At 73.5% G+C, this 22,523-nt stretch carries 17 protein-coding genes and 2 pseudogenes; 9 read left to right on the top strand and 10 right to left on the bottom strand.

The annotated features are described in order from the left end of the window. The 4 genes from ACSNOH_RS07440 to ACSNOH_RS07425 form a co-directional block, all read right to left on the bottom strand. Positions 1-913, bottom strand: a 913-nt coding sequence (locus tag ACSNOH_RS07440) for an AMP-binding protein (protein ID WP_436720399.1), incomplete at its 3' end; no start/stop codon positions are given. A gap of 43 nt (positions 914-956) precedes the next feature. Then, entirely contained in the window at positions 957-2,714 is a 1,758-nt protein-coding gene (locus ACSNOH_RS07435; protein ID WP_436720398.1) for an acetyl/propionyl/methylcrotonyl-CoA carboxylase subunit alpha, read from the bottom strand. Between the two features lie 7 nt (positions 2,715-2,721). Next, entirely contained in the window at positions 2,722-4,269 is a 1,548-nt protein-coding gene (locus tag ACSNOH_RS07430) for an acyltransferase domain-containing protein (protein ID WP_436720397.1), read from the bottom strand. Between the two features lie 249 nt (positions 4,270-4,518). Beyond that, entirely contained in the window at positions 4,519-5,403 is an 885-nt protein-coding gene (locus ACSNOH_RS07425) for a response regulator transcription factor (RefSeq protein WP_436720396.1), read from the bottom strand. A gap of 447 nt (positions 5,404-5,850) precedes the next feature. Between ACSNOH_RS07425 and ACSNOH_RS07420 the strand changes: the two genes are divergently transcribed. Together ACSNOH_RS07420 and ACSNOH_RS07415 are read left to right on the top strand one after the other, a co-directional pair. Further along, a complete protein-coding gene (locus tag ACSNOH_RS07420; protein WP_436720395.1) occupies positions 5,851-6,543 on the top strand; it encodes a ScbR family autoregulator-binding transcription factor in 693 nt (230 codons plus the stop codon). Between the two features lie 191 nt (positions 6,544-6,734). After that, positions 6,735-7,937: a sensor histidine kinase gene (locus tag ACSNOH_RS07415; RefSeq protein WP_436720394.1), complete on the top strand. Its 1,203-nt coding sequence runs from the start codon at positions 6,735-6,737 to the stop codon at positions 7,935-7,937. 31 nt (positions 7,938-7,968) lie between these two features. Here the strand turns inward: ACSNOH_RS07415 and ACSNOH_RS07410 are convergent, their stop codons facing one another. From ACSNOH_RS07410 to iolC, 3 genes and pseudogenes are all read right to left on the bottom strand, one after another. Continuing rightward, positions 7,969-8,649 carry a ScbR family autoregulator-binding transcription factor gene (locus ACSNOH_RS07410; protein ID WP_436720393.1) on the bottom strand — a complete coding sequence of 227 codons (681 nt, stop codon included), beginning with the start codon at positions 8,647-8,649 and terminating at the stop codon, positions 7,969-7,971. Positions 8,650-8,754: 105 nt separating this feature from the next. Continuing rightward, positions 8,755-9,633 (bottom strand): Cgl0159 family (beta/alpha)8-fold protein, encoded by an 879-nt coding sequence (locus tag ACSNOH_RS07405; protein WP_436720392.1) that lies wholly within the window; start codon positions 9,631-9,633, stop codon positions 8,755-8,757. Between the two features lie 425 nt (positions 9,634-10,058). Then, positions 10,059-11,060 (bottom strand): annotated as a pseudogene (gene iolC, locus ACSNOH_RS07400) (5-dehydro-2-deoxygluconokinase); the annotation flags it as partial. Positions 11,061-11,243: 183 nt separating this feature from the next. Between iolC and ACSNOH_RS07395 the strand changes: the two are divergent. From ACSNOH_RS07395 to ACSNOH_RS07375, 5 genes are all read left to right on the top strand, one after another. After that, entirely contained in the window at positions 11,244-12,164 is a 921-nt protein-coding gene (locus ACSNOH_RS07395; protein ID WP_436720391.1) for a sugar phosphate isomerase/epimerase family protein, read from the top strand. Positions 12,165-12,182: 18 nt separating this feature from the next. Continuing rightward, the gene (locus ACSNOH_RS07390) at positions 12,183-13,256 is read left to right on the top strand and encodes a Gfo/Idh/MocA family protein (protein WP_436720390.1); all 1,074 of its coding nucleotides are present in this window, start codon (positions 12,183-12,185) and stop codon (positions 13,254-13,256) included. Between the two features lie 97 nt (positions 13,257-13,353). Beyond that, entirely contained in the window at positions 13,354-14,364 is a 1,011-nt protein-coding gene (locus tag ACSNOH_RS07385; RefSeq protein ID WP_436720389.1) for a Gfo/Idh/MocA family protein, read from the top strand. Positions 14,365-14,570: 206 nt separating this feature from the next. Continuing rightward, positions 14,571-14,777 carry a helix-turn-helix transcriptional regulator gene (locus ACSNOH_RS07380; protein ID WP_194960169.1) on the top strand — a complete coding sequence of 69 codons (207 nt, stop codon included), beginning with the start codon at positions 14,571-14,573 and terminating at the stop codon, positions 14,775-14,777. Positions 14,778-14,904: 127 nt separating this feature from the next. Continuing rightward, entirely contained in the window at positions 14,905-15,171 is a 267-nt protein-coding gene (locus ACSNOH_RS07375; protein WP_436720388.1) for a heavy-metal-associated domain-containing protein, read from the top strand. Between the two features lie 506 nt (positions 15,172-15,677). On the opposite strand, the gene ACSNOH_RS07370 is transcribed toward ACSNOH_RS07375, so the two are convergent. Further along, positions 15,678-16,964, bottom strand: coding sequence for a citrate synthase (locus ACSNOH_RS07370; protein ID WP_436720387.1), 1,287 nt, complete (start codon positions 16,962-16,964; stop codon positions 15,678-15,680). A 265-nt stretch (positions 16,965-17,229) separates the two neighbouring features. Next, positions 17,230-19,458, bottom strand: coding sequence for an SF1B family DNA helicase RecD2 (gene recD2, locus ACSNOH_RS07365; RefSeq protein WP_436720386.1), 2,229 nt, complete (start codon positions 19,456-19,458; stop codon positions 17,230-17,232). Positions 19,459-19,848: 390 nt separating this feature from the next. Here recD2 and ACSNOH_RS07360 point away from each other — a divergent pair. Beyond that, positions 19,849-20,631: pseudogene (locus ACSNOH_RS07360) on the top strand (sugar phosphate isomerase/epimerase family protein); the annotation flags it as partial. On the opposite strand, the gene ACSNOH_RS07355 reads toward ACSNOH_RS07360, so the two are convergent. Further along, positions 20,513-21,487: an EamA family transporter gene (locus tag ACSNOH_RS07355; protein WP_436720385.1), complete on the bottom strand. Its 975-nt coding sequence runs from the start codon at positions 21,485-21,487 to the stop codon at positions 20,513-20,515. The pseudogene ACSNOH_RS07360 and the gene ACSNOH_RS07355 overlap by 119 nt on opposite strands. 90 nt (positions 21,488-21,577) lie before the next feature. Between ACSNOH_RS07355 and ACSNOH_RS07350 the strand changes: the two genes are divergently transcribed. Continuing rightward, on the top strand, positions 21,578-22,483 hold the full coding sequence (locus tag ACSNOH_RS07350; protein WP_436720384.1) for a LysR family transcriptional regulator: 906 nt from the start codon (positions 21,578-21,580) through the stop codon (positions 22,481-22,483). Positions 22,484-22,523 lie beyond the last annotated feature (40 nt).

Here is a 22,523-nt window from a genome sequence, read left to right as displayed (position 1 = left end):
GCAGGAGGCCGGCGCCGCGGGCGGCCTCGGCGGGCGGGAGGGCGTCCCCCGCCACCACCAGGCACCGCAGACCCCGCAGGCCCGGCAGGACGCCCGCCTCGATCAGCTCCGGCACGTGCCGCGAGGCCACGCGCAGGACGGCGGCACGCTCCTCGCGGGCGAGGGCGGCCAGTTCGTACGGGGTGAGCTCGCCGGGCGGGGGCAGGACCACCCGCGCTCCGGCCATCAGCGGCGCCCACAGCGCCAGGGCGGTGCCGTCGGCGACCGCCGGTGCGTACTGCAGGACCGCGTCGCCGGCGACGACCGGCAGGAAGCGGCCGTCCGCGGCCAGGCGGTCGACGACGACGTGCGGCACGCCCACCCCCCGGTCGCCCCGGCCTCCCCCGGCGGGCAGGACGTACGCGATGTCGGCGTGCGTGACGTCGGAGGCCGGCGGGAGGACCGCGGTGGAGGAGGCGGGGGTGCCGCCGGGGAGCACGGTCACCCGGCCACCACCACCGAGGGCGCCCGCGAACAGCTCCTGCGTCACGAGCACCCGGGCCCCCGTGGCACGGAGGAACGGCGCGACACTGCCGTCGCGCACGTGCCCGGGATCGAGCAGGGCGTAGGCCGCGCCGGCCTTGAGCACGCCGAGCACGGCCACGAGCAGGCGGGCGGAGGACTCCAGGCACACGGCGACGGTGTCGCCGTCCCGTACGCCGTGCGTCCGCAGGCGGTGGGCGAGGTGGTTGGCCCGCTGGTCGAGTCCGCCGTAGGACAGGACGCCGTCATGGGCGCGGACGGCTGTGCGCGAGGGATGGAGCGCCGCCTGCCGCGCGACGGCGCGGTGCACCGGGACGGGTGCGGGGAGCGACGCGGGGACCCGCGGGCCCCCCTCCCCGGCGGAGACGGGGGCCAGGGCGAGGGTGCTCATGCCGGCAAGTCCTTCGTTCTTCCGTAGGCCAGTGGTCCGTGGGTCAGTCCTTGATTTCGCAGATGACGGCGCCGGAGGAGACGGACGCGCCGACTTCGGCGGTGATGCCCTTGACGGTGCCCGCGCGGTGCGCGTTCAGCGGCTGTTCCATCTTCATCGCCTCAAGCACGACGATCAGTTCACCCGCGGCGACTTCCTGGCCCTCCTCGACCGCGACCTTCACGATCGTGCCCTGCATCGGCGAGGTCAGCGCATCACCCGACGCAGCAGAGCCGGCCTTCTTCGCCGCCCGCCGCTTCGGCTTCGCCCCACCCGCAGCCGCCGTCCGCGCCAGCGTCATCCCCAGCGACGACGGCAGCGACACCTCCAGACGCTTCCCCCCGACCTCGACCACCACGGTCTCGCGGCCCTCGGGCTCACCCTCCTCCTCAACCGCACCGGCACCAGCAAACGGCTCGATGGTGTTGGTGAACTCCGTCTCGATCCACCGCGTGTGCACGGAGAACGGGTCCGAGGTGAACGCCGGGTCGGCGACCACAGCCCGGTGGAAGGGGATCGCGGTCGCCATCCCCTCGACCTGGAACTCCCCCAGCGCACGCGCCGCGCGCTGCAGGGCCTGCTCGCGGGTGGCGCCGGTGACGATCAGCTTGGCCAGCAGCGAGTCCCACGCCGGACCGATCACACTCCCGGCCTCCACCCCCGCATCCAGACGCACACCCGGACCCGTCGGCGGATCGAAGCGGGTCACCGTGCCGGGGGCGGGCAGGAAGTTACGGCCCGGGTCCTCACCGTTGATACGGAACTCAAACGCGTGGCCCCGCAGCGGCGGGTCGTCGTAGCCGAGCTCCTCACCATCAGCGATGCGGAACATCTCCCGCACCAGGTCGATACCGGTGACCTCCTCAGTAACCGGGTGCTCGACCTGCAGGCGGGTGTTGACCTCCAGGAAGGAGATCGTGCCGTCCTGCCCCACCAGGAACTCACACGTGCCCGCACCCTCATACCCGGCCTCACGCAGGATGGCCTTGGAGGCGCGGTAAAGCTCGGCGTTCTGCTCCGCCGACAAAAACGGCGCCGGGGCTTCCTCGACGAGCTTCTGGTGACGGCGCTGCAGGGAGCAGTCACGGGTGGAGACCACGACGACGTTGCCGTGCTTGTCGGCCAGGCACTGCGTCTCCACATGCCGCGGCCGGTCGAGGTAGCGCTCGACGAAGCACTCCCCCCGCCCGAACGCCGCCACCGCCTCACGCACGGCGGAGTCGTAGAGCTCGGGGACTTCTTCGAGGGTGCGGGCGACCTTCAGGCCCCGCCCGCCGCCACCGAACGCCGCCTTGATCGCGATCGGCAGCCCATGCTCCTCGGCGAACGCGACGACCTCGTCGGCGCCGGAGACCGGGTCGGGGGTGCCCGCGACGAGGGGGGCGCCGGCGCGCTGGGCGATGTGACGGGCCGCCACCTTGTCACCCAGGTCCCTAATCGCCTGCGGCGGCGGACCGATCCACGTCAGCCCCGCATCCAGGACCGCCTGCGCGAAGTCGGCGTTCTCGGAAAGGAACCCGTAACCCGGGTGGATCGCATCCGCGCCCGACTCGGCGGCCGCGGCCAGCACCTTGGCCACATCGAGGTAACTCGTGGCCGGGGTGTCACCACCCAGCGCATACGCCTCATCAGCAACGCGGACATGCAACGCGTCCCGGTCCGGATCCGCATAGACCGCCACACTGGCGATCCCGGCGTCCCGGCACGCACGAGCTACGCGGACAGCGATTTCGCCACGGTTGGCGATGAGCACCTTGCGCACGATGAGTTCACTTCTCCAGAGGGGCCGGCGAGCCCGTAAGGGCGGGCAGGGGTTCGGCGGGGACGAGGTGGGCGGGCAGCTCCGCGGGCCGTACGGAGCTGCCGGCGAAGCAGGCGCTCCACGCGACGTGGGCGCCGCGGACGTACGCCTGGGCGAGCGAGGCCAGCAGCGTGGGCGCCTCGGGGCGGGCGCGCCGCACGGTGGGCAGCAGGGCCGCCGGGCGACCGGGCGTCAGGCAGGACTTGCCCATGCTGGTGAGGATCGCGTCGGGGCCGACCTCCAGGTAGGTGGTGGTGCCCCGGGCCTCCAGGGTGGCCATGGCGTCGGCGAAGCGGACGGTCGCGCGGATGTGGTCGACCCAGTAGCCGGGCGTGCACATCTCGTCCGGCGAGACGGGGCGGCCGGTGACGGTGGAGACCAGCGGGATGCGCGGGCTGTGGAAGGCGATGTCCTCGATGGCGGCGCGGAAGTCGGCGAGGACGGGCTCCATCAGCGGCGAGTGGAAGGCGTGGCTGACGGGCAGCCCGCGGGTCTTGCGGCCGGCGGCGGCCAGCTCGGCGGCGATCTCCCCGACGGTCTCCGCGGCACCGGCCAGCACCACGGACGTCGGCCCGTTGACGGCGGCGATGCCCGCGGTGCCGGTACGGCCCTCCAGGTGGGGCGCGACGTCGGCGGCGGAGGCGAGGGCGGCGGTCATCACGCCCCCGGCGGGCAGGGCCTGCATCAGCCGGCCGCGTACGGCCACGAGGCGCGCGGCGTCCTGCAGCGAGAGCACGCCCGCGGCGTGGGCGGCGGCGATCTCGCCGATGGAGTGCCCGGCCAGCACGTCGGGGCGCACGCCCCAGCTCTCCAGCAGCCAGTACAGCGCCACTTCGACGGCGAACGTCGCGGGCTGCGTGTACTCGGTGCGGCTCAGCAGCTCCGCGTCGCCGCTGTCGATCACCTCGCGCAGGGGGCGGGGCAGGTGCGGGTCGAGGACGTGGCAGACCTCGTCGAAGGCCTCGGCGAAGACCGGGAAGGCGGCGCGCAGCTCGGCGCCCATCCGCGGGCGCTGGGCGCCCTGTCCGGTGAAGAGGAAGGCGAGGGCGCCGTCCTGGGCCGTGCCGGTCGCGAGGCCGGGGGCGGCGGTGCCGGCGGCGAGGGCGTCCAGGCCGCTCAGGGCGTCGTCGCGGCCGCCGGTGAGGAGGACGGCGCGGTGGGGGCCGTCACCGGCGCGGGAGGACAGGGCGAGGGCCACGGCCGCCGGGTCCGGGGCGTCGGCATTTTCGGCGGCGCCGTCGAGATCGGCGGGGCCGGCCGTGCCGAGGGGGCCTGCCGTGCCGAGGGGGCCGGCCGTGCCGGCCAGGAGGTCGCGCAGGGCCGCGGCGCGCGTGCGCAGTTCCTCCTCGGAGCCGGCGGAGAGGACGAGGGGCAGCGGGGCGGGGGCTGCTTCGGGCGGTACGGGGCGCTCCGGTGCGGTGGCGCCGGAGGGTGCGTGGTCCATGGCGGTCTGCCTCGCGGTGTCGTCGGGAAGTTCCAGGTCGTCGGCCGGGTGCGGGCCCGCGGTGCGCGTCATGGCAGCGTGCGGGCGAACGGCTGGGGCGCCGCGGGCACCGTGGTCGCCACGGCCGGCGTGCGAAGCGCCGGGGCCGCGGCACGCACAGCGGTGCGCGGGGCGGGAGCGGGTGGCCGGAAGGCGGGGCGGCCGGGAAGTCCTCGTGTGACGTCCCGTTCCCCGTCGCTGCGGCAGCGTTGCCGTGCGAAAAGCATCTGGAATTGCTGACTTACCGTCAAGGTATCCCCCATCAGACCTTGGTGAACTGTGTCAGGCGATCGTCAGAGCCGTGCCACGCTGCACCTCCTGGACGTTTTCCGTGAAATGCTGGGCGGTGTCGCCGAGGTATCCGAAGCGGAATCCAACGCCGCGCACGGTGATGATCCAGTCGGCCGAACCGAGCTTGCCGCGCAGGCCGCTGACATGGGTGTCGATGGTGCGCCCGGGCCGGGAGCAGGTGTCGTCCCAGACCTGCGTCATCAGTTCCTTGCGGGAGACGACCTTCTTCGGCTGCGAGGCGAGGAGGTGGAGGAGGTCGAATTCCTTGCGGGTCACCTCGATGCGGCGGCCGCCGAGGCGTATTTCGCGCGTTCCCGCGTCGATGGTGAGCGGGCCGGCGGTGATGACGGAGGCGGAGCGGTCGCGGCCGGGGCGCGCGCGGCGCATGACGGCCTCCATGCGGGCCATCAGCTCGCGGAAGCCGTACGGCTTGACGACGTAGTCGTCGGCGCCGGCCTGCAGGCCGAGGACCCGGTCGAGCTCGCTGGCGCGGGCGGTGACGGCGATGACGGGCACGTCACTGGCGGCTCTTACGGCGCGGCAGATCTCCAGGCCGTCGAGGTCGGGCAGTTCGAGGTCGAGGAGGACGAGGTCCGCGTCGCCGTAGACCTCCAGGGCCTTGCTGCCGGTGCCGGCGACGGCGGTGTCGTATCCGTGCCGGCGGAGCCCCTGGACCAGGGTCTCGGCGGCTCGGGCGTCGCTCTCGACCACCAGGACGCGCACGGTGTCCTCGGCCCCGGGGGCTTCGGTCCGGCCGTTCCGCACGCCCTGGCCGGCCGCGGCGCCGGAGCCGGAGCGCGGCCGGGGCAGGCGCGCTGATCGTGACGCGCGGCGTATGTGGGGGTCGAGAGACGTGGTGAGGGCTTGCTGGTTCATCCACTGCTCCTGCACTTTCGCGCGGCGCTGGGGCCGCTAAGCCGACCGTTCAACGCGAGATTACAAACCGGACTGCTGGTTTGTCAAAGGTCTTGACCATCGCCGCGAGGCCGCCCCCGACTACGGCGCAGCGGCCTTCCATCGGCAGCCTGATCTGCCGTCAGCAGCGGGTTTTCCCTGGGTAACCGGCCCCGAGCAGGGGCGTCTGCGGCGCGGATCGGCCGACCGGGACGCATGCCGACCAGGGGGAGAATCCGATTAATTACCCTGAGAAACAGGGCCATATCTCATGTATTCGGACAGCGCTGAGCTAGAAATAAAACCAGTTAGTTGGTTTCATGGTTCCATGACGTTGTCCCCCCTCCATGTTCGTACGTTCGCGCAGCTCAGCGCGGATGCGCGCGGTTCCGCGCGCCCCACCGGAACGCACCGCTCCAAGGGCCGGCCATGACCAAGCAGGTACGGGCCATGAACACCCGTCACGCCCTGATCCGCTCCGCGGCCCAGGCGTTCGACCAGCACGGCTACACCCGGGCCAAGCTCGCCGGCATCAGCGCCGGCGCCGGCGTGAGCACGGGCGCGCTGCACTTCCACTTCGACACCAAGGCCGCCATGGCCGCGGCGGTGGAGGCGGAAGCCGCCCGCATCCTGCACGCCGTCGCCCGCCGCGTCCACCGCCGCAGCCCCTGCGCGCTGCAGGCCCTGGTGAACACCTCGCACGCCTTCGCCCAGCAGTTGTGCTGGGACGTCGTCGTACGGGCCGGCTTCCACCTCAACGCGCGCACCGCGCACGCCTCCGAGACCGATCTGCTGCAGGAGTGGCTGGAGTGCGTGCGCCGGTACCTGGCGCGGGCCGCGCAGGAGGGAACGCTCCTCGCGGACGCCCCGGCCGAGGACATGACGGCGACCATCATCGGAGCGACGATCGGCTTCGAGGGGCTCGCGCGGCGCGACCGCGAGTGGCTCTCCCGCCCCACACTGTCCAGCCTGTGGCGCGCGCTGCTTCCCCGGCTTGCCGCACCCGAGGCCCTGGCCCGGCTGGAGCCGGCGGGAACCGAGTGCGCGCTCAGCGCCGCCGGCAGCACCGCCGCCGCGCCCGGCTGCCCGGAGGGCGGGGCGCGGGAGACGGGGAAGGGCTGAGGCGACTGAGGGGCTGAGGCGGGCGAGGCGACTGTGGGCTGAGGCGGCTGAGGCGGCAAACAGACGCCGGGCGTGATGGGCTCACGCCTCCCCCACGAACTTCACGCCGCCTTCACGGAAGCTGTTGACAAACAGGCTGACCGGTTTGTTAGCGTCCCTGAGGTCGGAACGACGCACACGTGGGGGGACATGTGGGAATCGCGGACAGCTCAGCGGGACGCGGCCGGTCGGGGTTCGCCCTGCTGGAGGCCGTGGTCGGCAACGGCTTCACGACGGCCCTGCAGGAGGGCCTGGGCCGTTCGGCCGTCTCCTCCCTCGGCTCCCACGGCTCCCATGGGACGCACGGGACGCACGGGACGCACGGGACGCACGGGGTGCGGCAGTCAGGCCCCGGGCCGGTCGTGGTGCCCATGGTGCCCGGCCGGCGGCGGCCCGCGGCCGGGAGCGCCCTCGGCGTGGACACGGCCGCGGTGATGCGCCGCTACGAAGCGGCCCTGCCCGGCGTCCTGCAGGACCTCGGGTGCGACGCGCCCACGCTGCGTACCTCCCTCGTCCTGCACGCCCGGTGCGTGCTGGCCGCGGCGGAAGCCGCCGCCGAGCGGGGCGGCCGGGCGCCCGCGGACGCCTGGCGGGCCCCGGCGGCGATGCGCGCGGACACCCGGATCCCGGAAGCGGCCGCGGGCCTGCTGCTGGAGTGTGCGCTCCAGGAGGTGCTGGCGGCCGGCGACCCGCGGGGGGCGGGAACCGCGCGCCGTGCGGCACGGGTCGTCCGGCTGCTCGGCGGCGGTGCCGCCGCGGGCCGGGACGACGGGGTCTGGCGCGAGCGCCGGCGGCTGGCCCGGGAGATCCACGACCAGCTCGGCACCTCGCTCGCCCTGGCCCTGCGCCACCTGGAGTCGCCCGGCGCCGGGGAGGCCGGCAGGGCCGGCGACCTCGTGCGCGAGGCGCTCGGGCGGTCGCGGGAGCTGGTGGGCGAGCTCCGCCTGGCGGCCGAACTGCCGCCGCTGGCACGCGCCGTGGAGGAGTTCGCCGCGCAGGTCTCGCCCGGGACGCCGGTGTCCGTGGCCGCCACGGGCGACGAGTCGCTGCTGTCGGACGCCTCCCGGCGCGAGCTGTTCTGGTCCGTGCGCGAATGCCTGTGCAACAGCTTCGTGCACGCCCCGGGCACGGCGGTGGCGGTGACGACGCGAGTGACGCGGCGGTGGGCCCACGCCCGCGTGGAGGACGCCGGCCCCGGCTTCGACGCGACGCGCGTCATGTGCGCACCGGCGGCGGGGGGCCTGCGGTGGGTGCGCGAGCGCATCGAGGACATCGGCGGCCGGGTCGCGGTGGAGAGCACGCCGGGAGAGGGGACCCGGGTGAGCATTCACGTACCGCTGCTGGCGCGGGCCTGAGCGAGCCGGGCGCCGGAGCGGGCGGGGCCGCTCAGGTGGTGGCTGCGGCGGCTGCTCGCTGGTCTTGGTGGGCCTGTTGCTGGTCCTGGTGGGCCTGCCAGACGCGGGCCCCGCGGTCGGGGGCGGTGTCCAGGTTCCGCAGCGTGCCCGGGACGGCGATGCCGGGCAGGAACATGTCGTAGAGATGGGAGATGCGCTTCTCCAGGGCGCCGCCCTCGCCGTGGGCGGTGGCGAGGATCTCCACGCCCGTCCACGCCCCGACGAAGAGGGTGGCCGTCGCGCCGGGGTCCACGTGGGGCAGGACCTCGCCCTGCGCCTTCGCCTCGGTCAGCTGCCCCGCGATGAAGTCGATCCAGGCGGGCCAGGACGTGCCGAACAGGTCGCGGGCCTTGCGGTCGGCGGAGAGCCGGATGGAGGCGCTCAGCAGGGGCTCGCGGGGCAGGCGGTGCGCGAGGACCATGCCCACGTCGACCCACTCCTGCAGCCTCGACTCCTGGGGCAGGACGCCCTCCAGGGTGAGCGCCTGGTCCAGGACGCCGCGGGCCAGCTCCTCCTTGGAGGCGAAGTGGAAGTACAGGGCGCCCTTGGTCACGCCCGCCCGCGCGAGGATCTGCGCGATGGTCGTGGACTCGTACCCGAACTCGTCGAAGACGGCGCCGGCCGCTTCCAGGATCAGACGGCGCGTGCGGACCGCCCGCTCCTGCTTCGCCACGTGAACCTCCGTGCTGAGTGGCGTCGTGCCGAGCGCCTTCCGAAATACAAACCGTGGAGTACGTATCGTACATGCGGCGTCGTGGCGGGTCTTACACGCGAGACGTCACAGCAGGCTCACCGCCGTGTCCACGGCCCGGGCGACGTCCCCGTCCGCCGGGTAGAGGAGGGAGCGGCCCGCCACCAGCCCCTGCACCGTCGGCAGGCGCAGCGCCGACCGCCAGCGCTCGTACGCGGCGTCCTGGTTCGCGCCGGTGTCGCCGCCGAGCAGGACGGCCGGCAGCGCCGAGGTCTCCATCACCCGTGCCATGTCCGCGGGGTCCTCCGTCACCGGCACCTTCAGCCACGTGTACGCGGACGTCCCGCCCAGCCCGGAGGCGATGGCGATCGCCGTCGTGACGGCGTCGGCGCCGAGGTCGTTGACGACGCGCCCGCCCGACCGCCGGCAGAGGAACGGCTCGACGAAGACCGGCAGCCGGCGGGCGGCCATCTCGTCGACGGTGCGGGCGGCCGCGTGCAGGGTCCTGAGCGAGCCGGGGTCGCCGGGGTCGATGCGCAGGAGCAGCTTTCCGGCGTCGAAGCCGAGCGCGGCCAGGTCCTCGGGGCGCGGGCCGGTGAAGCGGTCGTCCAGCTCGAAGGCCGCGCCGGCGAGCCCGCCGCGGTTCATGGAGCCGATGACGACCTTGTTCTCCAGCGCGCCGAGCAGCAGCAGGTCGTCCAGGACGTCGGCGGAGGCCAGCACCCCGTCGACGCCGGGCCGCGACAGGGCGAGGCACAGCCGCTCCAGCAGGTCGGGCCGGGCGGCCATGGCGAACGGCCGGTCACCGGCGGCGAGGGCCCCGCGGGCGGGATGGTCCGCCGCGATCACCATCAGCCGCCCGCTCTCCCCGACGAGAGGCCGCCGAGGCCGCCGCGCGGCGGCCTCGGCAATGGCCTCAGGATGCCGGCTCCGAATCCGGGCAAGCTCCCCGATCCCCACCTTCACGAGAACCGGCCTTCAGCCGGGGCCTCCTGGCCGGAGGGGCGGGTCCCGGAGCGGGGGTTTTCGCCGGAGGGGCTGGTCCCCGTACCGGGGTTCACGCCGGACGGGCGACCCTCCACGCCGGAGGGCGGCGAATCGCCGCCAGCGAGGCGGGACCCCGTACCGGAAACGGCGGCCGTCGTACAAGACTGGCCGGTCCCCGTACCGGGGTGCTCGCCGGAGGGACGACCCTCCACGCCGGACGGCAACGAATCGCCGCCAGCGAGGCGAGACTCCGTGCCGGAAACGGCGGTCACCGTACAAGACGGGCCGACCCCCGTACCAGGGCCCTCGCCGGAGGCGCCCGGCGTCCCGGCGGGCCCGGGCGCCTCGGCCGTCCCGGCCACCCCGGACGTCGCGGCCACCCCGGACGTTCCGGAAGCGCGGGTCAGGAGGGCCTCCACCTCCTGACCCGTCGGCATGGCGGACGAGCACGACAAGCGCGAAGCCACCACCGCCCCCGCCGCGTTCGCGAAGCGGAGGGTCCGGTCCAGAGGCCAGCCGGACAGCAGCCCGTGGCACAGGGCGCCGCCGAACGCGTCGCCCGCGCCGAGCCCGTTGACGACCTCCACCTCTACGGGCGGCGCCTGCACCGTCGTCCCGTCGCGGTGGACCGCGAGGACGCCCTCCGGCCCCCGTTTGACCACGGCGAGTTCGACCCCCGTGGCGAGCAGCGCCCGCGCCGCGCGCCACGGATCGCGCTCGCCCGTGGCGACCTCGCACTCGTCGGCGTTGCCGACGGCGACGGTGGCGTGCGCGAGGGCCGCGGCGTAGTGCGGCCGGGCGGCGGCCATGGCGGCCGGCCCCGTACGCCCGCCGTCCCCCGACGCGCCGCCCTCGCCGCCCCAGAACACCGGCCGCCAGTCCAGGTCCAGGACCGTGACGCCGCGCCGCGCCCGCGCGGCGAGCGCGGCCAGCGTCGCGGCCCGGCTGGGCTCCTCGCACAGGCCGGTGCCGGTCGCCCAGAAGATCCGCGCGGCCCGGATCGCGCCGAGGTCGAGCTCGTCGGCCCGGATCTCCAGGTCGGGCGCCTTGGGTCGGCGGTAGAAGTAGAGCGGGAAGTCGTCCGGCGGGAAGATCTCGCAGAACGTCAGGGGCGTCTGGTACGCGGCGACGGGGGTCACCCACCGGTCGTCCACGCCGAAGCCGCGCAGCGCGTCGTGGAGGAAGTCGCCGAAGGGGTCCGCGCCGGTGCGGCTGATGAGCGCCGCGCGCCGGCCGAGCCGCGCCGCGGCGACCGCGACGTTCGCGGCCGAGCCGCCCAGGAACCTGCCGAAGGTCTCGGCCTCGGCCAGCGGCACGCCGGTCCGCAGCGGGTACAGGTCCACGCCGACCCGGCCCATGGTGACCACGTCAAAAGGGCTGACAGGGCCGGAAGGATCGAAAGACATGCGAGGCCTTCCTGACGGACGACTCGGCTCGGCTCGGCTCGACTCCGGCCATTGTCCTTACATACGGACGCAAACGGAAGGCATCTTGACGTGACGTCCGTATGTAAGGACGTAACCTTGACACTCCCCCGCCCTGCGGGGAGGCTACGGGCAACCAAGCCCCTCGCCCGAGGAGAGCCGCCCATGCCCGCTCCCGACGCGAACGCCCCCTCCCCGCACCGCATCCGGGTCGGCTCCGCCCCCGACTCCTGGGGCGTCTGGTTCGCCGACGATCCGGCGCAGCTGCCCTGGCGGCGGTTCCTGGACGAGGTCGCCGACGCGGGCTACGAGTGGATCGAGCTGGGCCCGTACGGCTACCTGCCGACCGACCCGTCCCGCCTGCGCGACGAGACGCAGCGGCGCGGCCTCAAGGTCTCCGCGGGCACGGTCTTCACCGCGCTGCACCGCGGGCCGGGCACCTGGGAGGCGACGTGGGCGCACGTCGCGCCCGTCGCGGAGCTCACCGCCGCGATGGGGGCGCGGCACCTCGTCGTCATCCCGTCCTTCTGGCGCGACGACAAGACCGCCGAGCTCCTGGAGGAGCCCGAGCTGACCGCGGATCAGTGGCGGCACCTCGCCGGCGGCACGGAGCGGCTCGCCCGCGAGGTCCGCGAGCGCTACGGGCTCCGCATCGTCGTCCACCCGCACGCGGACACCCACATCGACACCGAGGCGCACGTCGAGCGGTTCCTCGACGCGACCGACGCGTCACTGGTCGGCCTGTGCCTGGACACCGGGCACTACGCGTACTGCGGCGGCGACAGCGTCCGGCTCATCGAGACGTACGGGGAGCGGATCGGCTACCTCCACCTCAAGCAGGTGGACCCGGAGGTCCTCGCGGACGTCCGGGCCAAAGGGACGGCGTTCGGGCCCGCCGTCCGGCAGGGCGTCATGTGCGAGCCGCCGCGGGGCGTTCCGGCGCTGGAGCCCGTCCTCGCCGCGGCCTCCCGGCTGGACGCGGACCTGTTCGCCATCGTGGAACAGGACATGTACCCGTGCCCGCCGGACCGCCCCTTGCCGATCGCCCGGCGCACGCGGCGCTTCCTGCGCGGTTGCGGCCTCTGAGACCGGGAGACTTTCACGATGAAGCACGAAGGCACGGGCGAAGGCACGGGCGCAGGCACAGGCACAGGCGCAGGCGCAGGCGGAGCCGTCCTCGGCGTCGCGGTCATCGGCACGGGGCGCATGGGCTCGGACCACGTCCGGCGCCTCGACCGGGTCATCAGCGGGGCGCGGGTCAGCGCGGTCATAGACGTCGACGGCGAGCGCGCCGAACGGATCGCGGACGGCATCCCCGGCTGCACCGCGTACACGGATGCCGCCGCCGCGATGGACGCCGGAGACGTCGACGCCGTGCTCATCGCCTCGCCCGGCCCCGCGCACGAGGCGGCGCTGCTGGCCGCCTTCGCGCGGGACCTGCCCGTGCTGTGCGAGAAGCCGCTCACGCCCGGGGCGGAGTCCGCGCTGCGGGTGATGGAGGCCGAGGTCCGGCTCGGGCACCGGCGGGCGCAGGTGGGCTTCATGCGCCGCTACGACACGGAGTACCTGCAGCTGAAGGCGCTGCTCGACGGCGGCGGGCTCGGGCGCCCGCTGATGCTCCACTGCCGGCACCGGAACGTGGCCACGCCGCCGGGCTTCACCGAGGCGATGATGATCAACGACTCTGTGGTGCACGAGATCGACGCCACGCGGTGGCTGCTGGGGCAGGAGATCACGGCGGTGAGCGTGGTGAAGCCGGCCCCGTCGCCGGCCGCGCCCGGTGGCCTGAGCGACCCTCAGCTGGTCCTGCTGGAGACCTCCGGCGGCGCCGTGGCCGATGTCGAGGTCTTCGTCAACTGCGGGTTCGGCTACCAGGTGCAGTGCGAGGCGGTGGGCGAGCGCGGCAGCGCGCGGCTGGGCGACGCGCACGGCCTGTACGTCAACGCCGCGGGGCGCTGGGGCGGCGCCGTCGCCCAGGACTACGTGGACCGCTTCCGCGAGGCGTACGACCGCGAGGTCCAGCACTGGGTGGACGCGACGCGGCGCGGGGAGACGGAGGGGCCGAGCGTGTGGGACGGGTACGCGGCGGCGGCGGTCTGCGAGGCGGGCGTCCGGGCCCAGTCGACGGGCGCCCGCGAGGAACTGACCCTCCCCCCGCGCCCCCCGCTGTACACATGACCCACCGCCCCCCGTCTGCGGCGAGGACCGGCGAGGACCAGCGAGGACCGGCGGGGCCTCGGCCGGACGGCCGCCCGGTTACAGGATGGAGTCAGTCATGCGGATCGGAGTCGTCGGGGCCGGGCGGATCGGGGCGCATCATGCTGCCGTCCTCGCAGCACTCGACGGGGTCGAGTGCGTCGTCGTCGCGGACGCCGATCCCGCCCGCGCCGCAGCCCTCGCCGCCCGCACCGGGGCGCGGGCCGCCCCCTCCCCCGGGGCCGTGTTCGACGGGCGCGTCGACGCGGTCGTGATCGCGGCGACCACCGCGGCGCACCCCGGTCTCATCGCGCGGGCCGCCCGCGCCGGCCTGCCCGCGTTCTGCGAGAAACCCGTCGCCCTGGACGTCCCCGGCACGCTGCGCGCGCTCCGCGAGGCCGACGCGGCGGGCACGCTGCTGCAGCTGGGGTTCCAGCGGCGCTTCGACGCCGGTTTCCGCGCGGCCCGCGCCGCCCTGCGCGCGGGCCGCCTGGGCCGCGTGCACACGATCCGTGCCGTCACCTCGGACCCCGCGCCCCCGCCCGCCGCGTTCCTGGCGCAGTCCGGCGGGCTGTTCCGGGACTGCCTGGTGCACGACTTCGACGCCGTCCGGTGGCTGACGGGACGCGAGGTGACGGAGGTGTACGCCCGCGGAGCGGCCGGCGGGGCGTCCGCGGCGCTCTTCGAGGAGGCGGGCGACGTGGACACCGCCGCCGCCCTCCTCACCCTCGACGACGGCACCCTCGTCACGGCGACGGCGACCCGCTGCAACGGCGCGGGCTACGACGTCCGCACGGAGCTGTCGGGCGAGCTCGACCAGTGGGTCGTCGGCCTGGACGCCCGTACGCCCGCGACCTCGGCGGAGCCCTCCGGGCCGCCCCCGCCCGCGCGCCCCTGGACCGGCTTCCTGGAGCGGTTCGCGGACGCGTACCGCGCCGAGCTGGCCGCCTTCCTCCTGGCGGCCCGCGGCGAGGCGCCCAACCCGTGCCCTGCCCGCGAGGGGCTGCACGCCCTCCTGGTGGCCGAGGCGTGCGAGACGTCCCGGCGGGAGAACCGCCCGGTGCGCCTCACCGTCACGCCCCCGGCCTGACGCCCGTCACCGGACCGTACACGGGGTCATACACCTGTCACAGGCGTCACGTTCTCACCGTCCTTCCGTCACAGCCGGACGACGGCGCCTCACCGGCGATCACTCTGCGCGTTCAACGAACGAAAGTCGTGGTGATCGACAAGGCCGCGCCGCAGCTCCCCCGACGGATCCCCCTCCGTCGCTGCGGCGCAGCGGAGAGGCGCGAGATGACCGACCGTCGACTCTGGTCCTACAAGGAGATCGCAGCGCACATCGGCGTGCAGACCGATACCGTGCGGACCTACCGGAAGCACGGGCTGCTGCCCAAGCCCGACCACACCGAGGGCGGCAAGCCCTACTGGTACGCGGACACGGTCCGCGCCTGGGTGGCGAGCCGCCCGGGCAACCGTGCCCGCCGCGATCCGAAGAACTGACGCGTCCGAAGAACTCACACGTCCGAAGAACCGATCCGACACCCGTCCGGGCCCCGGGCCTCAATGGCCCGGGGCCCCTTGCCGCCCTCCACAGGAATACCCCCGGGGGGTAAGCTGTTGCCGCACGGTGTCACATCCGATCTTCCCGAGGAGAACCGCCATGAGCGCCCAGCCCACCACCGACGTCACCACCGTCTACCGCGTGACCGGCATGACCTGCGGCCACTGCGAGTCCGCCGTGAAGGAGGAGCTCTCCGCCGTGGCCGGCGTCACGTCCGTCAAGGCCGTGGCCGCCGACGGCCTGGTCACCGTCGTCTCCGCGGGCCCGCTGGACGAGGAGGCCGTCCGCGCCGCCGTGGACGAGGCGGGCTACGAGCTCACCGGCCGCGTCTGAGCCCCGCGGTCACCGCAACACCCCCCGCGCGGACCGCACCCCAGTCCGACACGTAACCCACATAAGTGACACAACACCCACACAATTGGGATCTTGCCCCGCTGCGCCCGTTATGGCAGGAGACCTAGATCACAGCAATGGCAACGTAACCATTGCGGGGGGTCGTGGGTCTAACCGGGCAGTGCTGGATCGTCTTGGGGGACGGTACCGGCCACGCGTGGCCGGGGCACGTACCCGGGGAGCTTTGAGCGGCCCTCCCGTACGTACGCGTCCCGGCAGATCGCGTCGGCTGCGCGCACCGAGGCTCCCGGCCGGATCCCGTGGGGGGAATCCGTACCGGGGAACGGGAAGCGCCCCGCTCCGACCCGTGGGGGGATCGGAGGCGGGGCGCTTTTCCAGGCCCATGCGAAAAGCCCTGAGAGCCATGGCGGCTCTCAGGGCTTTTGTCGGCTACGGGGCCGGACGGCCGCGCGCGAGGCGCGGCGCCCGGCACCGAGCGGCAGACGTCAGGCGCGCTCGACCGGGAGGTCCCGCTCGACGACGCCGGTGTAGATCTGGCGCGGGCGGCCGATCCGGGAACCCGGCTCCTTGATCATCTCGTGCCACTGCGCGATCCAGCCGGGCAGCCGGCCGAGGGCGAAGAGCACGGTGAACATCTCGCTGGGGAAGCCCATGGCCCGGTAGATCAGACCCGTGTAGAAGTCCACGTTCGGGTAGAGGTTGCGCGAGACGAAGTAGTCGTCGGAGAGCGCGTGCTCTTCCAGCTTCAGCGCGATGTCGAGCAGCTCGTCGGACTTGCCGAGCGCCGAGAGGACGTCGTGCGCCGCCGCCTTGATGATCTTCGCCCGGGGGTCGAAGCTCTTGTAGACGCGGTGGCCGAAGCCCATCAGGCGGACGCCGTCCTCCTTGTTCTTCACCTTGCGGATGAAGGAGTCCACGTCGCCGCCGGACTTCTGGATGCCTTCCAGCATCTCCAGCACGGCCTGGTTGGCGCCGCCGTGCAGCGGGCCCCACAGGGCGTTGATGCCGGCGGAGATCGACGCGAAGAGGTTGGCCTGCGAGGAGCCCACCAGGCGCACGGTCGACGTGGAGCAGTTCTGCTCGTGGTCGGCGTGCAGGATCAGCAGCTTGTCCAGGGCGCTGACGACGACCGGGTCCAGCTCGTACTCGGCGGCGGGCACCGAGAAGGTCATGCGCAGGAAGTTCTCGACGTAGCCGAGGTCGTTGCGCGGGTAGACGATCGGGTGGCCGATCGACTTCTTGTACGCGTAGGCCGCGATCGTCGGGAGCTTGGCCAGCAGCCGGATCGTGGAGAGGTGGCGCTGCTGCTCGTCGAACGGGTTGTGGCTGTCCTGGTAGAAGGTCGACAGCGCGCTGACCACGGAGGAGAGCATCGCCATCGGGTGCGCGTCCCGCGGGAAGCCGTCGAAGAAGCGCTTGACGTCCTCGTGCAGCAGGGTGTGCTGGGTGATCTCGCCCTTGAAGGTCGCCAGCTCGTCGCCCGAGGGCAGCTCGCCGTTGATCAGCAGGAAGGCGGTCTCGAGGAAGGAGCTGCGCTCGGCGAGCTGCTCGATCGGGTAGCCCCGGTAGCGCAGGATGCCCTGCTCACCGTCGAGGTAGGTGATCGCGGATTTGTAGGCGGCGGTGTTGCCATAACCGGAGTCCAGGGTCACCAGACCGGTCTCGGCGCGGAGCTTGCCGATATCGAAGCCCTTGTCGCCGACGGTGCTGCCGACCACCGGGTAGGTGTATTCGCCGTCCCCGTACCGCAGTACTACAGAGTTGTCGCTCACGTCATCCCTCACCGACGTTGTGCCTCTTCTTCGAGGTGCCCTGACTACCCCTACCTTCCCCCATTTGGACGATGGTCGTGCACTCGGGGTCGGCCATAGGGCCTAAAGACGGCACTCAGTGCCGCCCAGCCTGGCCATACTGCCCCCTTCGCCCCGGTTGGTAAACCGATGAGAGACGAATCCCACCCCGGATCCACGCTCTCCGGGGCCGGTTCGGCCCGCCAGGGGGGCCGTCCGGCCCTTCACAAAACCTCCCCGAACGCCCTCACATTCCCAGCCGGTGATCGAGCGCCGTGCACCTCCTGCCTGCGGAGAGGGTCCGCACGGCCTGCCCGAGCGCCTTCCGCGACCCCACCAGCACCACCAGCCGTTTTGCCCGGGTTACCGCGGTATAAAGGAGATTGCGCTGCAGCATCATCCAGGCACCGGTGGTGACCGGGATCACCACGGCCGGGTATTCGCTGCCCTGCGAGCGGTGGATGGTCACGGCGTAGGCGTGGGCGAGCTCGTCGAGTTCGTCGAAGTCGTAGCCCACCTCCTCGTCCTCGTCGGTGCGCACGGTGAGCCGCTGCTCGACGACGTCGAGGCCGGTGACGACGCCCACCGTGCCGTTGAAGACTCCGTTCTGCCCCTTTTCGTAGTTGTTGCGCACCTGGGTGACCTTGTCGCCGACGCGGAAGACCCGGCCGCCGAAGCGGCGCTCGGGCAGATCGGGCCGGGCGGGCGTGATCGCCTGCTGCAGCAGACCGTTGAGGGTGCCGGCCCCCGCCGGGCCGCGGTGCATCGGGGCCAGCACCTGCACGTCCCGGCGCGGGTCGAGGCCGAACTTCGCGGGGATGCGCCGGGCCGCGACGTCCACGGTGAGCCGGCCGGCCTCCTCGGTGTCCTCCTCGGCGAAGAGGAAGAAATCCGTCATCCCCTGAGTGATGGGCTGCGCCCCGGAGTTGATGCGGTGTGCATTGGTGACGACACCGGACTGCTGTGCCTGCCGGAAGATGCGGGTGAGCCGGACGGCGGGGACGGGGCTGCCGGGGGCCAGGAGGTCGCGCAGCACCTCCCCGGCGCCCACGGAGGGCAGTTGGTCCACGTCGCCGACGAGGAGCAGGTGGGCGCCCGGCGGCACGGCCTTCACGAGCTTGTTGGCCAGCAGCAGGTCGAGCATGGACGCCTCGTCCACGACCACCAGGTCGGCGTCGAGGGGGCGGTCCTTGTCGTAGGCGGCGTCGCCGCCGGGCTTGAGCTCCAGGAGCCGGTGGACGGTGGACGCCTCGGCGCCCGTGAGCTCGGAGAGCCGCTTGGCGGCCCGCCCGGTGGGGGCCGCGAGCACGACCTTGGCCCCTTTGGCCCGGGCCAGTTCGACCACGGAGCGGACGGTGAAGGACTTGCCGCAGCCCGGCCCGCCGGTGAGCACGGCGACCTTGCTGGTGAGCGCGAGCCGGACCGCATCCCGCTGCTCGAGGGCGAGCTGCGCGCCCGTGCGCCCCGCGAGCCAGGTCAGGGCCCGCTCCCAGTCGACGTCCTGGAAGGCGGCGAGCCGGTCGGCGCCGGCCCCCAGCAGCCGCTTCAGCTGCCCGGCCAGGGAGAGTTCGGCGCGGTGGAAGGGGATGAGGTAGACGGCGGTGACGGGCTGCCCGCCCTCGGGGCCGGGGACCTGCTCGCGGACCACCCCCGCGGCGCTCTCCGCGCCTTCCCCCGCTTCCGGGGCGGCCAGTTCGGCGAGGCAGTCGATGACGAGCCCGGTGTCGACCTGGAGGAGCTTCACGGCGTCGGCGATCAGCCGCTCCTCGGGGAGGTAGCAGTGCCCCTGGTCGGTGGACTGGGAAAGGGCGTACTGCAGCCCGGCCTTGACCCGCTCCGGGCTGTCGTGCGGGATGCCCACGGCCTGGGCGATGCGGTCGGCGGTGAGGAAGCCGATGCCCCACACGTCGGCGGCCAGCCGGTAGGGCTGGTTGCGGGTGACGGAGATGGAGGCGTCCCCGTACTTCTTGTAGATGCGCACGGCGATGGAGGTGGAGACCCCGACGCCCTGGAGGAAGACCATGACCTCCTTGATGGCCTTCTGCTCCTCCCAGGCGGCGCCGATGAGCTTCGTGCGCTTCGGGCCGAGGCCGGGGACCTCGATGAGGCGGCCCGGGTCGCTCTCGATGACGTCGAGCGTGTCCGTGCCGAAGTGCTCGGTGATGCGGTCGGCGATGCGCGGGCCGATGCCCTTGATCAGGCCGGAGCCGAGATAGCGGCGGATGCCCTGGACGGTGGCGGGCAGGACGGTGGTGTAGTTCTCGACGGTGAACTGGCGTCCGTACTGCGGGTGGGAGCCCCAGCGGCCCTCCAGCCGCAGCGACTCCCCCGGCTGCGCGCCGAGGAGCGAGCCGACCACCGTGAGAAGGTCGCCGCCGCCGCGGCCGGTGTCGACGCGCGCGACCGTATAGCCGCTCTCCTCGTTGGCGTAGGTGATCCGCTCCAGGACACCTTCGACGACTGCCATCTGGACCATGCACCGACGGTACCGGCAGGCTCCGACAACGGTTCGAGGCTGTGGATAACCGGCGCCCGGGGCCGCGCAGCGAGGCCGAAGGGGCCGCGATGTCGAGGGGGCCCGGTCCGACGACCGGGCCCCCTCGCGTTCCCCCCAAAACCGGCTTCCTCAGAATCCCCCCGGATCCCTCCCCAGGAAGCCCGATGCCTTGTACGACCCACCCGGGCGGCAAAGGGTTGCAGCGCTTTCAAGGAGTTATCGTTCCGTTACCCCTTGTGCGATTTCGGGGTTCTCGGACACGGGCGGTGGAGGCAGCACGTACCGTCGGTAACGGTCCAGGGTCTCTGTGAGGACCTCTTCTGCCGTACGGGGAGCATCTCCCGCCCGTCCCGGGGGAACCCGTTTCCCATGAAGCTCGCTTTTTCCACGCTCGGAGTGCCCGGCCTGCCCCTGCCGGAGGTGGTGCGGCTGGCCCGCGCGCACGGCTGGGACGGCGTCGAGCTGCGGGCCCACCCGGAGGAGCCCGTGCACCCCGCCTGCGGGCCGCGGGAGCGGGAGGCGGCGGCCGCGGAGTTCGCCGGGGCGGGCGTCGAGATCCTGGCGGTGGCGGGCTACGCACGGGTGGCCGCCGCCGGTGACGATGCGGCCGTGCTGCGCGAGCTGAGCGGGCTCGTCGGCCTGGCGGCCGACCTGGGGGCCCGTCACGTGCGGGTCTTCCCGGGCGGTGACGGCCTGCCGGCGGAGGAGGCGGACGCGACGGCGGCCCGGCGGCTGGGCGCGGTGGCGCCGCTGGCCGCGGACCGGGGCGTGCACGTGCTGCTGGAGACGCACGACTCGCACCGGCGGGCCGCGGACGCCGCCCGGATCCTGGGCACCGTGGGGCACGCGCACATCGGCGCCCTGTGGGACGTCCTGCACACCTGGCTGGGCGGGGAGTCCCCCGCCGTGAGCCTGCCGGTGCTCGCGCCGCACCTGGGCTACGTCCAGGTGAAGGACGTCGCCTCGGCACAGGACACGGCGCCGCTGCCGCTGGGGGCCGGGGTGCTGCCGCTGGGCGACTGCGTACGGGCGCTCACGGCGTCGGGCTGGGACGGCTGGCTGTGCTGGGAGTACGAGAAGCGCTGGCATCCTGCGGCGGCAGACTTCGGGCAACTGGCCGGGCCGGGCGCGGAGTACTTGCGCCGCCTGCTCGCCGCCGCCCCGCCAGCGCCGTGACGCCCACCCCGGACACCAGCAGCACCGCCGCGCCCCAGCGCAGCGGGCTCACCCCCTCGCCGAGGAAAAGCGCCGCCGACGACATGCCGAAGACGGGCACCAGGAGGCTGAAGGGCGCGACGGCCGAGGCGTCGTAGGTGCGCAGCAGGAAGCCCCAGGCGCCGAAGCCGAGGACGGTGGAGACCCAGGCCACGAAGAGGATCGCTCCGGCACCGCTCCAGTCGAGGGACCGCAGCGCTTCGGCGTCCGCCCGGGGGCCCTCGAAGAGGAGCGAGAGCAGCAGGAGGGGCAGGACGGGGACGGTGCTCGCCCAGACCATGAAGTTGAGCGCGTCGGGCGGCGCCGCCTTGCGGGTGATGACGTTGGAGACGCCCCACAGGGCGGCCGCGGTCACGACGAGGGCGAAGCCGAGCAGCGGCCCGGACGTGCCCTCGTCGACGGCCGCCACGGCGATGCCCGCGAGGGCGACGCCCATGCCCAGCACGCGGGTGCGCCCGAGGCGTTCGCCGAGGACGGCCGTGGCGAGCAGGGCGGTGAAGACGGCCTGGGCCTGCAGGACGAGCGAGGACAGGCCGGCGGGCATCCCCAGGTGCATGCCGGTGAACAGCAGGCCGAACTTGCCGACGCCCAGGACGAGTCCGACGGCGACGATCCAGCGCCACCGCACGTGCGGGCGGCCGACGACCAGGACGGCCGGTACGGCCGCGGCGAGGAAGCGCAGGGCGGAGAAGAGCAGCGGCGGGAAGTGGGCGAGGCCGAAGTCGATGACGACGAAGTTGACGCCCCAGACGGCGGCGACGAGAACGGCGAGGGAGAGGTGCAGGGGACGCATGGGGCAAGCCTCGCCGCCCCGACCCTGTAGCACCAGCACAGGTTCCTTCATCATGGGATTCAGCAATGCTGAAACGAAAGGGGGCGACCGGTGCTGGACCTGGCACGCCTGCGGGCCCTGCACGCCGTGTCGGTGCACGGTTCGGTGAGCGCGGCGGCCACGGCTCTGGGGTACACCCCGTCGGCCGTCTCACAGGCCGTCACCAAGCTGGAGCGGGAGACGCGGACGACGCTGCTGGAGCGGCGCGGGCGCGGTGTCGCGCTGACCGACGAGGGGCGGCATCTGGCGGCGACGGCTCAGCAGTTGCTGGCGCTGGTCGAGCGGGCGGAGACGGAGCTGGAGGAGCGGCGCGGGCAGCCGGCGGGCCGGCTGGTCGTCGGGGCGTTCCCGTCGGCCGCGCGCGGTCTGCTGCCCGGGGTGCTGGCCCGTCTCGCGCGTGACCACCCCGCGCTGGACGCCCGTCTGCTGGAGGTCGATCCGCACCTGTCGACCGACCTGGTCGCCCAGAGCGTCATCGACATCGCCGTCGTCCACGACTGGGACATCGCCCCGCTGGCCCCGCCGGAGGGCCTGGAGCGGGTGCTGATCGGCGAGGACGGGTGCGACGTCCTGGTGCCGGAGGGTCATCCGCTGGCCGGGCGTGCCGTGCTCGACCGGAGCGACCTGCCGCACCAGCGCTGGATCTGCCAGCCGCCGGGCACCGTCTGCCACGACTGGCTGGTGCGCACGCTCCGCGCCGCCGGGCACGAGCCGGACCTCGCCTACCAGGCCGCTGAGAACCACACCCACGTCGCGCTGGTGGCCGCGGGTCTGGGGATCACCCTCATGCCGCGCCTGGGGCGGGGGCCGCTGCCGGAGGGCGTGCGGGCCGTGCCGCTGGAACCGGTGCCCGTACGGCGGCTCTCCGCCCTGTGGCGCACCGGCGCGGCCCGCCGGCCGGCGATTGCCGAAACCGTCCGCACGCTGCACGAACAGTGGCCCCTGAGGACGTTCTGAACCGTTGCATCACCCGTTTAAATCGTATGATGCAGCCGCC

The sequence above is a fragment of the Streptomyces sp. URMC 127 genome (assembly GCF_051386535.1).
Taxonomy (GTDB): domain Bacteria; phylum Actinomycetota; class Actinomycetes; order Streptomycetales; family Streptomycetaceae; genus Streptomyces.
The sequence above is the reverse complement of the archived record's forward strand: the minus strand, read 5'-3'. Positions and strand labels throughout refer to the sequence as shown.